Raw genomic sequence first — 14106 nt, 5'->3', positions numbered from 1 at the left:
TTAGCGATATTTAACAACTTTAACTAGTTTTTCACCTCAGCACAGATGAAAAGCTATGAAACTCGTGAACTATTGTAGCAAAATGTAGCACCTTTGTCCAGTAAAAAGCCGCCTCGAGAAACCAGGGCGGCAATTTTACCGTAGCTCCGATAATCTACTCTGCGATATCCATTTGGTTATCGGTGTCGAGATTGTCGTACTGTTCTTCGGCGAACTCTTGTTCTGACAGAGCGCCAGTGCCGACAGGGATCTTGCGACCGATGATGACGTTCTCTTTGAGACCGTAGAGGTGATCGACGCGACCCGAGGTAGCAGCAGCGATCAGAACACGAGTGGTGTCCTGGAACGACGCGGCCGATAGGAAGCTATCGCTGTAGATCGAGACCTTGGTGATACCGAGGAGCAGCTGCGTAAACTCGGCTGGCTGCTTGCCGTCGGCTTCGAGCTGTTTGTTGGTGTGAACCACCAACGCTTTCGACGCCACGTGACCAGCGACGAATGGACTGTCGCCCGGCTCTTCGATCTGGACGCGACTAAACATTTGACGCACGATGATCTCGAGATGTTTCGGCGAAATGTTCTGACCCTGAGCGGCGTAGATGCGCAAGATATCGTTGATGATATAACGCTCGGTTTCCTCGATGCCTTTTAGGGTCATCAGCTGATGCAGGTTGATAGAACCAGTCGTAATGCGATCGCCAGCTTTGACTTCGTCACCAGAGGCAACCATCAGTTGTCGATAGTTCGGGAACTCGTACTTGAGCGTGGCGTTCTTGGCCGCAGTCAATGTCAGTTTACCTTTGCCGACCGAAACGGTACCGTCAAACGGCGCGATGAGTGGTAGTTCATTGTCGTCATCGGTCGCCAGCGTGTCGCCAGTCTTGATGACGGCGCCGTCTTTGACTTTGACGACCTGACCTTCGGCCAGAGCGATAGTTTCAGCCCGGTTGCTGGTCGGCGTAACCTCGACGATGTATTTATCGTCGCGTTCGCTGACCGACACCGCACCGTCGCATTCACTGAGGATAGCTTCACCTTTTGGCGTGCGAGCTTCGAACAACTCGTCGACGCGCGGCAGGCCCTGGGCAATATCATCGCCACCGACACCCGAGGAGTGTTTGGTGTCGAGCGTTAGCTGGGTACCTGGCTCACCGACTGACTGGGCAGCGATCACGCCGATTGGCTCGGCTTGGCTAACGAGGAAGCCAGTTGACATATCGATACCGTAAGATTTTTGCGGAATACCGTTTAGTTCTGGGGTGGTGAGGACTGACATGATCTTGACGGCGGCAACTGATTCATCGTTTTGAATGTCGTTTGCGGCGTCTAGTGTGATCAAATCACCCTTCTTGACATAGCCAGCAACATCTTCGGCGGCATAACGACCCGAGATACGATCAGCAAAGTTAATCATGGTGTCTTCGGTTTCGCTGCGGTAGATAGCAAAGCCTGGATCTTCGCTAGCACTCTCGTCAGGCACAGTAAACACATCTTGGGATACGTCGACCAAACGGCGAGTTAGATAGCCGGAGTCAGCAGTTTTAAGAGCGGTACTAACGGCACCAAAGCGTGAACCGCGGGTTACCACGAAGGCTTCGAGCGGCGTCATACCGTGTTTAAAGCTGTGGCGAACCGGCAGCTCGATAGCACGACCGAGGGCATCCACCTGAATACCGATCATCGCGGCGGCCTGCTTAATGTTATCGACAGAACCACGAGCACCAGAGTTGGCGAGCACCGCGGTAGACGTGTCGAGACCAGTCATCGAGGCTTTGACTTCATCGGTGATGCGAGCGTCGATATCGCGCCAGGTCTTGACAGTCAGCTTGTAGCGTTCGTCGTTGGTAATGAGACCTTGATCGTACTGATCGGCGATAGCTGAGACCTTTTCGTCACCTTCGGCGATAATCTCATCGAGATCAGATAGTTCAAAGTAGTCGTCCATACCGGTCGAAATAGCAGCGCGAGTGGCGTGTTCGAGTGCCAAATCTTTGATCGCGTCAGCGGTAGCAGCGGTAATCTCGGCACCGTAATAGTTAAAGACACGGGCTAGCACGCGGCTCACGGCCTTTTTGTTCAGAACTTCGTTGACATACGGGAAGTCCTCTGGGAGAACTTCGTTGAACAGTACGCGACCAAGCGTGGTTTCGCGAGTCTCACCGCGGAACCTGATGATGATCGGCGTTTGATGCTCGATCTCACCAGCGTCACGAGCCAGCAAGGCTTCGCCAGTATCAGCAAAGACGCGTGGTTTTTCGCCGTCAGCTAGTTGTGAACCTGGCTTGTCGTAGGTCAAATAGTAACAACCGAGCACGATGTCCTGGTAGATCGACAAGATCGGCGACCCGTCAGCTGGTTTCAACAAGTTGTTGGTGGCCGACATCAGATCGCGAGCTTCGGCCTGAGCCTCGGCGCTGAGTGGCAAGTGAACAGCCATCTGGTCGCCGTCAAAGTCAGCGTTAAAGCCGGATGTGACGAGCGGTGGCAGCTGAATAGCTTGCCCTTCAATCAGTCGTGGCTGGAAAGCCTGAATTGACAAGCGGTGCAGTGTCGGTGCACGGTTGAGGAGTACGTATTTGCCTTTGATCGCCTCGTCGAGGGCGTCCCAGATAATTGGATCGCCAGCCTCGATCAGACGTGTCGCGGTACGAATGTTATGAGCCTGCTCCCATTCGAGCAGTTTGCTCAGCACGAATGGTTTGAATAGCTCCATGGCCATAGCTTTTGGCAGACCACATTCGTTCAATTTCAGCTCTGGACCAGACACGATAACCGAGCGGCCAGAGTAGTCGACGCGTTTACCGAGTAGGTTCTGACGGAAACGGCCTTGCTTGCCCTTTAATAGGTCGCTGAGCGATTTCAGGCGGCGGCGATTGCCGGTAGCCTGAGCCGAGCGAGTACCACGAGTGGCACTGTTGTCGATCAGGGCGTCAACGGCTTCTTGGAGCATGCGCATTTCGTTGCGGGTAATCACAGCCGGTGCATTGAGCTCATTCAGTTTCTTGAGACGATTATTACGGTTAATGACGCGGCGATAAAGGTCGTTCAAATCTGACGTTGCAAAGCGACCACCGGTCAACTGCACCATTGGGCGCAAATCCGGAGGAATCACCGGGAGGACCGTCATACACATTGATTCTGGCAAAACGCCGGCGCTCGCCATACCCTCGAGCATCTTGAGACGCTTTTGGATCTTCTTTTTGCGCTGACCTTTGGCTTCTTCGGCTTCGGCCGATAGCTCGGCGATCAATTGTGGTAGATCGATTTCAGTCAGCAATTGATACAACGCTGAGCCGCCCATACCAACCTCAACGAGATCTTCGTATTCCTCTGGCAGGTTGCGGTAAGCCATTTCGCTCATCAGAGCGCCCTTTTTCAAGCTCTCGAGAGCAGCTTTTTTCTCGTTGTAATCATCGGTCAGATCCTCGAGTTCGCGATTCATCTGAGCTGATAGCTCTTTGATATCGACGGAGTTATCTGGGGTTGATTCATCAGTTTCATCACTACTCTCCATGCCGGCAGCCTTTTCATAGCGAATCTTGATAGCAGCGCGACCAGCGTCGAACTGAGCTTCGTTATCAGCTAGTAGCTGAGCGATCTTTTCTTCGTCGGCACTTAGAATGATGTAGGACTGGAAATAAGCGACGCGCTCGATGTTTTTCACTGTCAGGTTGAGTAACAGTGACATTGCGCTCGGGACACCGCGCATAAACCAGATGTGAGCAACTGGAGTAGCTAGCTTGATGTGACCCATGCGTTCGCGACGAGCACTCGATTTCGTAACCAGCTCGCCATTTTTATCAACGGCGGCTTCGCGGCTACGCACACCTTTTAGTTTGGCATCGTGCGGATTGATGTCCTTGACTGGTCCAAAGATTCGTTCGCAGAACAAACCGTCGCGCTCTGGTTTTTGGGTACGATAATTGATCGTCTCTGGTTTTAGGACTTCACCGTATGACCACGCCAGAATGTCGTCGGCGCTAGCTACTGTTAGGCGCACTGCGTCAAAATCAGCGATTGTTTTGTCGTCTTGCCTTGCCATTACGCGTCCTCCTCTTCGTCATCATTTGTTGCTGTATCTTCGTCTAGCTCGGGTTCAGTGACTTCGACATCCTCGACTTCTTCGGCAAAGCCGCTCTCGTCGGTTTCGACGATATGAGCGCCGTCGCCGAGTTCGATTTCGCCACCTTCGTCAGCTTCGTCACCCACCATTTCGCTGGCGACGTCGACGATTTCGGTATCAGTCGTCTCGTCTAATTTGCCGCCAGTACCACGAGCAACGACGAGATTTTCGGCATCTTGTAATTCGTTATCTTCGACCATGTCAACGCGGAGACCGAGACCTTGGAGTTCTTTGACGAGAACTTTGAAGCCTTCTGGTACATCTGGACCTTCGATTGGCATGTTCTTGATAATGCTCTCGTAGGCTTTGGCGCGACCCTTGACATCGTCAGACTTAATCGTCAGCATTTCCTGGAGAGTCGTTGCAGCCCCGTAGGCTTCGAGTGCCCAAACCTCCATCTCGCCAAAGCGCTGACCACCGTTTTGGGCTTTACCGCCGAGTGGCTGCTGGGTAACCATAGTATATGGACCAGTCGAGCGAGCGTGGATTTTGTCTGCAACCATGTGGTGCAGTTTGATCATATACATATTACCGACAGTCGTTTTCTCCTGGAAAGCTTCGCCGGTGCGGCCGTCAAATAGCTGCACCTTGCCATCCTCGGGCAAACCAGCTTTTTTCAGCTCCTCGACAATGGCTTCGCGTGGAATACCATCAAACCCTGGGCTGGCTACTTTGTAACCGAGTGCCCGAGCGGCCATACCGATATGGACTTCGAACAGCTGTCCGAGGTTCATACGACTCGGCACACCGAGTGGGTTCAGGATCATATCAACAGACGTACCGTCATCCATGAATGGCATGTCTTCGACCGGCAAGACACGAGCAACCACACCTTTGTTACCGTAGCGACCAGCTAGCTTGTCACCGACCTGGATCTTGCGGGTTTGCGCAATAAAGATTTCGATCTGTTGCAAAACACCAGCCTTTAATTCATGGCCAGACTCGCGGTCAAAGATCTTGACAGCGACGACTTTGCCGCCTTCGGCGCGACCAACACGGTGGCTGGTGTCACGGACATCTTTGGCTTTTTCACCAAAGATGGCGCGGAGCAGTCGTTCCTCAGAACTGAGCTCTTGCTCGCCCTTTGGCGTAATCTTGCCAACGAGGACGTCGCCAGCTTTGACTTCGCTACCGACCGTTACGACACCGCGTTCGTCGAGATGACGCAAGGCTTCTTCACCGACATTTGGAATATCGCGAGTGACAATTTCTGGTCCGAGTTTCGTATCGCGAATCTCGACCATCGAAGAGGTAATGTTAATGTTCGTTAGTTCATCGTCCTCGACCAAGCGGCGGCTGATAATGATCGAGTCGTCCATATTGTAGCCTTTCCATGGCATGTAGGCGACCAACATATCGCGACCGAGAGCCAATTCGCCATCAGCGATCGAAGCACCTTCGATCAATGGCTGGCCTTTGACGACTTTGTCGCCACGATTGACGACAACGCGCTGGTTGAATGAACGATCTTCGTTTGATTTGACAAAGTGCATCGGCTGATAAGCGCGAATATCTTTGGCGCTATATTTAACCTGGACCTCATCGGCGTCGGCGCGGATCACTTCGCCGTCTTCTTCGGCGGTAATCAGCTCTGACATGTTACGCGCTACGTCATGCTCGATACCGGTACCAACCACTGGGACACTCGGTCGAATCAGCGGAACGGCCTGGCGTTGCATGTTTGAGCCCATCAAGTTGCGGTCGATGCGGTTCTTTTCTAGGAACGGAATCAGGGCGGCTGTCGTGCCGATCACCTGGGTGCGGCTAACGTCCATATAGGTAACTTCGCTGGCGTCGGCAGTTTCTGGTCGCAAGTTGCGGCGTACGTCAACGCGTTCGTTCTTGAAAGTGCCATCTTTGTTTAGTTCGGTTGAGCTTTCGGCGATGATTTCCTTTTCCTCGGTCAAGCTGTCGAGATAGACAACTTCGTTGGTCACTTTGCCGTTTTTGACCTTGGCGTATGGTGCTTCGATAAAGCCGTATTCGTTGACTCTAGCATATGAAGCTAGGTTCAGCACCAGACCGACGTTCGCGCCTTCTGGAGTTTCCACGATACAGATGCGAGAATAGTGAGTCGGATGAACGTCACGCACCTCGATGCCGGCACGTTCGCGAGTCAAACCACCAGGACCCATTGACGACAGGCGCCGTTTGTGTGACAGTTCGCTCATCGGGTTAGCCTGATCCATGAACTGGGATAGCTGGCTCGAGGCAAAGAACTCACGAACAGCTGCCACAATCGGACGAGCATTAACGAGCTGAGCTGGAGTGACACTGTCGATATCGGCCACACTCATGCGGTCGCGAACGTTGCGATCCATGCGGAGCATACCAACACGGAACTGACGACCGACCAATTCACCGACCATTTTGACGCGGCGGTTATGGAAAGCGTCGATGTCATCGGCTGGATCTTGCGTGTTATTGAGGCGGATAATCTCGGCGACGATAGCGGTTAGATCTTCGAGACGCAGTACGCGGTTCTCCGGCGTATTAGCGGCGTCAAAACCGAGGCGTTGGTTGATTTTGTAACGGCCGACGCGGCTGACGTCGAAACGTTTGAAATCAAAGAACATGCGCTCGACCATTTGCTTGGCGTTATCAACCGTCGCGAGATCGCCAGGACGAATCTTGCGAAAGACTTCAATCAGGGCTTCGTTGGTGCCACGGCTCGCATCTTTGTCGATGGTAGCGTCAATATATTTGGTATCGCCAGTGTCGATGTCTTTGAATAGGTCTTTGAGGGCAGTGTTGGTGCTGTAACCGAGAGCTCGCAACAGAGTGGTCACAGCGATTTTGCGGCGGCGATCGATCTTGACAAAGATTGCACCGCTCGCGGCGGTCTCAAACTCTAACCAAGCACCACGACCTGGGATCAATTTTGCGCCGTAATAGTTGCGATCGCCGATTCGATCAGCGGTGAAAAATACACCAGCGCTACGAATCAGCTGGCTGACCACTACGCGTTCGCTACCATTGATAATAAACGTACCGCGGTCGGTCATCCATGGATAATCGCCAAGATACAGTTCGCTCGTTTTGACCTCACCAGTCGTCTTGTTGGTTAGTTCGATATTGGCATAGAGCGGCGCCTCAAAGCTAACGTTATTGCTCATCGCTTCGCGATCGCTGACTTTTGGATCATCGAATCGATAATCAGTGAAAGATAGCGATAGTTTCTGACCAGTGTAATCCTCGATCGGATTTAGCTCGGCAAAAATTTCGCCTAGGTCGTCCTGGACGAACTGTTGCCATGATTTTTTTAGATGTTCCGCTAGATCTGGCAAATCCAGAACTTTGTGTTGCGGAGTGAAATATTTTCGTTTTGTAATGCCATTGACTTTGGTCGCCGAGTCGGCGCCGTTCGTAACGGTTTTTGCCACGCGCTTGCTCCTTTATCCTTTACTACCTTGACTCTTGGCCTTTTTAGAAGGAACTAATTCCGCCTGGTTCAGATACGACACTTTGCGGTAGTGTGGCGCAAAGGGTCTAACCCGAATACAACTCACCAGCCACGGCGAGTCACCAGGAACAGACTTACACTACTTCATTGCCAGCTATTATAGCAAAGATTGCGGCCCAGTGCAACACTTTTTGATTATAATTTCACTCGTACTTTACGACCGAACCGTCACGACTTTGTCGATAATGCCGTATTTTTTGGCATCTTCGGCGCTCATCCAAAAATCTCGCTCCATGTCAGCTGTAACTTTGTCGAGTTTCTGACCGGTGTTATGCGCCATAATGGTTGATAAGGTCTTTTTGATGTCGAGGCCTTCGCGCAAAGAAATCTCCATGTCGGTCATGACGCCCTCGGTGCCACCGCGCGGCTGGTGGATCATAGTTTTGGCATGCGGCAACATGTGGCGTTTACCTTTGGCGCCGCTCGCGAGCAACACCGCGGCCATCGAGGCCTGCAAACCGATGCCGAACGTCGCGACATCCGGTTTAATAAAGTTCATCGTGTCGTAAATCGCCAGGCCGTCATAAACACTACCGCCCGGACTATTGATATAGAGATTGATATCCTTGCTGTCATCCTCGCTGGCTAGAAAAAGCAATTGCGCTACAACCAGATTAGCTGTCTGATCGTTGATTTCGTCACCAATAAAGATAATTCGGTCTTTGAGGAGTCGCGAATAGATATCATAGGCACGCTCCCCATCATAAGACTTTTCGAGCACGGTTGGGATCAATAAACTACTAGGTTTTGTCATAAAACCATTGTAGCTAACTAGCACTCACGTGTCAAGAGTGCTAGTTGCATCTGTTACCTTACCGCAAACTTATTTGCTATTGAGTTCTGCTAATTTGGTGAGCGTTTTGTCAGCTATGAGTTGCTGAGCTAGCTGTCGCTTGGCTTCATCAGACTCAAATCGCTGCCTGAGACTAGGATCGTTATACTGGGCGACCACTTTAGCTTGCTGGGCGACCACTTCATCTTCGCTAACCGTCACATCCCAGTCACGTGTTAACTGTGCCATGACGAGACTGTTACGAACTCGTTTCTCGGCGGCTGGTCGCAGTTCCTTTTTCGTCCATTCGTCGTGCGTTAGGTTTTCGCCCTCGAGATATTGTTCGACAGTCATACCGCGATACATCAGATTCTGGGCAAAATTGCGTTCGAGCGAAGTTAGCTGATCTGTGACCAAAATCTCGGGAGTTGGTACTTTGGATTTCTCGGTCAGCTCGTCTAATAGGTCATCTTTGAATTTCTGCTCGACGTCATATGCGGCGCGGGTCTCTAGCTCGCTGCGGATATCCTTTTTCAGATCATCGACAGTTTTGAAATCTGGGGCGATCGAAGCGGCAAATGTGTCATCTAGCTCAGGTAGTTTGATTTCCTTGATTTCTTTGACCTCGATATGGAAATTAACCTTGGCGCCAGCGAGATGTTTTGCACCATAATCTTTAGGAAAAACCAGCGGCAGGTCGAATATGTCACCCGCTTTGTGGCCTACAATACCCTCTTCGAACCCTGGAATAAAGCTGTTCGAGCCGAGTTTCAGTGCGTAATCATCACCTTTGGCACCTTCGATCGATTTGCCGTCCTTGTCTTTGCCATCGAAATTAATAATGGCCTCATCGCCTGATTCCGCGGCGCGTTTGATAGTAACTTTTTCGGCAGCGTCATTGCGAATGCGGTTAATCACCTCGTCAACCTCATCGGCGTCGATTTTAACGGCAGATTTCTTGGTTTTTAATTTGGCTGGATCAGCTAATTTGACCGGCGGGACAATCTCGACAGTCGCCTTGAATTCTAGCGTCTGACCTGGTACAAATTTGGTAACAGAAATGTCTGGCTGGTCGAGCAACTGAATCTGATCTAGCTCAATCAACTCGACTAACGCACCGTTAATAGCGCGATTAACAGACTCGTCAGCCAGCGCGCTCGGATCAATATGCTTTTCTGCGACCTCTGGTGGTACATGACCAGCGCGAAAACCAGCGACTTTGACGTCGCGCGCTAGTTTACTCACGGCAGCGCGGTGATGCTTCGCTACGTCCTCGGCGGCTACTGTGATTTGATATTCAATTTTGCTCTCTGATACGTCTTTGCGGGTATGTTTCATAATCTGATGATTGTATCATAGAAGGCGTGTCTCGACCAAATTTAGCTCGATACCGTGACGATGATTTGCTCTAGATCTAGGGTGTTTTGCTCGCCGTTAACGAGGTTTTTCAGCGGGAAATTACCGCTAGTGAGTTCGTCATTACCCACGAACATCACATAGGATACGCCTGCTTTGACGGCGGCTTTGATTTTCCTGTCTAGCTTGCGATTAGTAAAGTCTACCGCGACTCGAATACCATTAGTGCGCAATTCGGTAACGACGCTCGAACTGTCAGCATCACCTAGCTCGAGAACTGTGACCTGTGGCGTTGGCTGTAAATTCGGCAATAGATCATGGGCAACCAGGAATTCTACAAACATCGTTTCGCCCGGAGCCGCACCAACTACAGGCAAATCTTCGACACCGAACAGTCCGACCAGACCATCATAGCGCCCGCCGCCAAACATAGCACGCCGGTTCTCCGGGGCTTCGTCAAAAATCTCAAATACAATACCGGTGTAATAGTCGAAACCACGCATCAGTGTTGGGTCAAATGTTACATTCGTGACGCCACGTTTCGCCAGCTCTTCGATAACTACTCGGATCGATGCGAACTCTGCACCACGAACTTCGGCTGGTAAATCTTCAATGTTACTGACTAGTAGGCTATTGATCTTGTTGATACCGTCAGTCGCATCGTCTGCGCCAAAGATGTCGGCAGCTTGCTCGTTAAAGCTACTTCTATCCATCTTTTCGAAACGATCGAATAGTTTAACCATGGCAAGAGATCGAGTTTCATCTAGACCGAGATAGCTGCGCATCACAAAGTCGATCCACTGACGATCGCTGATACGAATTGTAAACATATCATCAGTAGCATTAAAAGATTTTACGACAGCACTCGATAGGCTCAAGATCTCAATGTCAGCCTTGATACCTTCGACGCCAAAGAGGTCAAAATTCAATTGCCAAAATTCGCGCTCGCGACCCTTTTGTGGTCGTTCATAGCGCATAAAGTTACTGATAGAATAAAGTCGCGCTGGTAGCGCTATTTCCTGGCGCCGCGCCGCCACCATACGAGCCACGCTCGGTGTCATTTCGGGCCGAATAGCTACTTCACGCTCACCGCGATCGGTAAATCGGTAGGTTTGGTCATTGACGATCTCCTGGCCAGATTTAGCAGCGTAGAGCTCTAATGGCTCTAGCATCGGGGCGTCGTATTCTTCGTAGCCAAAGCTTTCAACAACTTGACGCCATTTACTGAATATATAGTTACGCACTCTCATATCCTCAGGATAGAGGTCGCGCGTGCCTTTGTAGCTGCTGGTTGATAAGGACATATTATTAGTTATTATACCACTAGAGAAACTAACCGCAAAATTGATTATCTAACCGTACCGTCTAGTAAAGCCTTTGTCTCCTCCTCGTACGAGCTGCTCGAGTACGGCTGTGCCTCACTGAGCCAACTAGGAGCATGTTTCATGGCAAGGCCTTCATACGCCAGATGAACAACTCTTAGTTTCGGAATAGCTTGCTGGATTTTAGCTATAGCCTGTGTACCGTTGACGGTATCATCAATATTAGATTGCATATACACAACTGGCACGGCGGGGTTATAATCCACCATGCCACGATCGATCCCAGCCAGCTCGGACCACATCAGTGGCGGCCACGTCTTTTTGATATTGTTCCAGGTATAGCCCCACTCGGTCTGATTACCGATTTTGCCCATATCGTTTTGACCTTTGACAGCAGCAGTAACCACCCCGAGATGATTATGCTCTACGAAATAAGGTAGCTCAGCGAAGTTAATATACTTTGCAATTTCACGAAATGGTACGCCTAGGATACTGTATTCTACATCTTCCATATCATGTGGACTATCCTCCATGATAATGCCGGCCAGGTCGATCACTTTCGAGTCTTTGATAGTAGGATGCGCCGCCGCAGCCTCAGCGGCAATCCCACCGAAACTAGCGGCACGAAAGATAACCTTCTTGGACTGACCTGGCGGGGTTAGTTCCTCTACGGCTGTCTCGATCGCCTCGACATTAGCATCATTGTCATGTTTTTGCCCATACCATAGATAGAGCGAGCAACCACCGAGCTTTTTAATACTTGCATTTTTGAGTCCCGCCGAATAGTGACTTGTCTCCATACCCGTACCACTAAAATCTATCGTGAGGAATTTGCTATTCATGCACTCCTGTTTTAGCTCGAGATTATCCGCTTGACGACTAGCCGTCACCTGTGGATTGTCAGTCCAAACTATACTCGGATCAAATACTCGCACAACCGGTTTATCAGGCGGAGGTGGCACCGAGTCGGTAACTGCGACGCCAGCTCCGGTGACGGACATAACCGCGCCAGCCGCTACACCACCGAGAGATAGGAGACGATTCCTAACAGGATGTTTACGTCTCTCCCTGATATTACCGTTTGCTGGCGGTTTATTCTGGCCTATCTTGCTATGATTCATACTATCAGCTCTCACTAATTTGCGGCCTATTGTAACACGAATGATCTCGCCGTCTATGATTTTCGTGGGTTATTTGCTACAATAGACGGGTCTGCGCGCGTGGCGGAATTGGTAGACGCGCTAGCTTCAGGTGCTAGTGTTCGCAAGGACGTGGAGGTTCAAGTCCTCTCGCGCGCACCAGAAATAATTTACGAGAATCACCCTAGAGGACTAGGGTGATTATTCTTTAATAATACAGTCTTAATGAGGTACCGCATTTACCCCTATAGCCAACTCTCTATTAACTAGCCACGCAAATTGAACTCGGCGCCAGATTGGTTGTATTCCTGTCGCAGATGAGCTAGCAACGTTTGTTGATCGCTACCAGATTTAACACCAGGGTTCAATGTACCGTAGGGATCAAAGATTTGTTTAACCTTTACGAATAGATCGGTCAGTTCCTGACCGTTTTGGTCGTCGGTAGCCATACTGGCCATACGCCCCTCACCAAATTCCCCTGTCAAAGATCCACCTAGATCAGCGGCCGCTTCGGCTAACTCGCTAATTAATTTGAACACAATCTGGCGTTGCCCTAAATTAGCTAGGTTGATGAGCGGTCGTACCGATATAACACCTGTACCTAAATGACCCCACACGCCGCCTTCGATATGGTGATGACGCAATAGACCGCGAACTTTTTCGACGAGCAGCGGAACCTTGCTCGGTTCTACGGCAATATCCGGGGCCAATGGCAAAGCTGATGTGCCTTGGTGTGAGTAATTCGTAATGGTCGACACCGAGTGATGAATCGATCGGAGACTTTCCTGGTCTTCCCATTCAGTCGCAACGCGCGCATCTAAAACACCAGCTGATTCGAGTAATTTGGCGGCTTTTTTGACTTTGCGAGCGCGATTACGATCGTCAAATTCGATAAACACCATAGCCACCGGCTTGACATCAGTGACAGTTTTCCAGGGCGTACCGCCGCCCAGCTGTTCGATCAGTTCCAATGTACCACCATCGATAAATTCCAGTTCCGAGGGTTCGAGCTGCAATAGATCTTCGGTCAATGTCGGCAAATCTTGTTCGCCCGTAATAGCGGCTGCCATCATTGAGACTTCGGTTGGACGATTCGTTAGTTTCAAAATCGCCTGCACGATAACGCCGAGCGTACCTTGTGAGCCTATGACTAGCTGCGTCAAATCAAACGATCCGTCTTTGGCTTTGACAAGTTCGAGAGCGTAACCACTGGCATTTGGCGTATTAGATTCATCTAATTTCTGAATTAACTCTTGGTTATCCTCGATCAGATTATCGAGACTACGATAAATTTCGCCCTCCATAGTCTGGAGACCTTTTTTGGCGTTCAGTTCATGTTTGGATATCCGGCCAGTTTGAATAATTTCACCATTAGCTAGTACTATTTCTAGTCGATCAGTCCAATCGCGCAGCGTACCATATTTGATAGATTTGGTACCAGCCGCATTGCAACCAAACGCCCCACCCACGGTCGAAGCCTTAAAGTCACTTGGTAAAGGCGGCAAGAATAGCCCATGGGTCGCCATCGCCTCTTGCAACGTCGCTAGATTCAAGCCCGGTTGAACCCGCACCATTTGCGATTTAATATCGAGCTCCAATATCCGCGCCATGTGTGCCGGAAAAACGACCGCAGCGCCAGATCCGATAGCCGCACCGGTAGTATCAGTTCCACCACCGCGCGGCACCATCGGCAAAACTTGACCGCGCTCGGCCAGCCGCCAGGTAAACCGTGCTAGTTTGCGCACATCATTGGTTGTCCTAGGATACACAACTATTTGCGGTGCTATCTGCAAAACACTGCCGTCAGTTGCAAAACGTTTACGTACTGCCGGCTCAGCCGACACCTCACCTGTTAATCTCTCACGAAGATAGTCTGCGATTTTGCTCATACTTATATTCTAGCACAAGTCCACTTCTTTGGTACAATATGT

7 protein-coding genes and 1 tRNA gene are annotated in these 14106 nt (G+C 50.6%); 1 reads left to right on the top strand and 7 read right to left on the bottom strand.

The features are described 5' to 3' along the window. Nucleotides 1–154: 154 nt before the first annotated feature. The 6 genes from rpoC to IPL44_03200 all read right to left on the bottom strand — a co-directional run bounded on the left by rpoC (nucleotide 155) and on the right by IPL44_03200 (nucleotide 12172). Nucleotides 155–4042, bottom strand: coding sequence for a DNA-directed RNA polymerase subunit beta' (rpoC, locus tag IPL44_03225; GenBank protein QQS17293.1), 3888 nt, complete (start codon nucleotides 4040–4042; stop codon nucleotides 155–157). Then, nucleotides 4042–7455: a DNA-directed RNA polymerase subunit beta gene (locus IPL44_03220; GenBank protein QQS17813.1), complete on the bottom strand. Its 3414-nt coding sequence runs from the start codon at nucleotides 7453–7455 to the stop codon at nucleotides 4042–4044. Before IPL44_03220 ends, rpoC begins: the two co-directional genes overlap by 1 nt. 285 nt (nucleotides 7456–7740) lie before the next feature. Beyond that, the gene (locus tag IPL44_03215; protein ID QQS17812.1) at nucleotides 7741–8319 is read right to left on the bottom strand and encodes an ATP-dependent Clp protease proteolytic subunit; all 579 of its coding nucleotides are present in this window, start codon (nucleotides 8317–8319) and stop codon (nucleotides 7741–7743) included. A 90-nt stretch (nucleotides 8320–8409) separates the two neighbouring features. Next, nucleotides 8410–9696 (bottom strand): trigger factor, encoded by a 1287-nt coding sequence (tig, locus tag IPL44_03210; GenBank protein ID QQS17292.1) that lies wholly within the window; start codon nucleotides 9694–9696, stop codon nucleotides 8410–8412. Between the two features lie 41 nt (nucleotides 9697–9737). Continuing rightward, nucleotides 9738–11018, bottom strand: coding sequence for a histidine--tRNA ligase (locus tag IPL44_03205; protein ID QQS17291.1), 1281 nt, complete (start codon nucleotides 11016–11018; stop codon nucleotides 9738–9740). A gap of 44 nt (nucleotides 11019–11062) precedes the next feature. Further along, nucleotides 11063–12172 carry a hypothetical protein gene (locus tag IPL44_03200; GenBank protein QQS17290.1) on the bottom strand — a complete coding sequence of 370 codons (1110 nt, stop codon included), beginning with the start codon at nucleotides 12170–12172 and terminating at the stop codon, nucleotides 11063–11065. A gap of 78 nt (nucleotides 12173–12250) precedes the next feature. Here IPL44_03200 and IPL44_03195 point away from each other — a divergent pair. Further along, a tRNA-Leu gene (locus tag IPL44_03195) sits at nucleotides 12251–12337 on the top strand. 104 nt (nucleotides 12338–12441) lie between these two features. Here IPL44_03195 and IPL44_03190 read toward each other — a convergent pair. After that, on the bottom strand, nucleotides 12442–14064 hold the full coding sequence (locus IPL44_03190; protein QQS17289.1) for an FAD-binding oxidoreductase: 1623 nt from the start codon (nucleotides 14062–14064) through the stop codon (nucleotides 12442–12444). Between the last annotated feature and the right edge of the window lie 42 nt (nucleotides 14065–14106).

The sequence above is a fragment of the Candidatus Saccharibacteria bacterium genome, assembly GCA_016699895.1.
Lineage (GTDB): Bacteria > Patescibacteriota > Saccharimonadia > Saccharimonadales > Saccharimonadaceae.
This window is presented reverse-complemented; position numbering and strand designations above follow the sequence as displayed.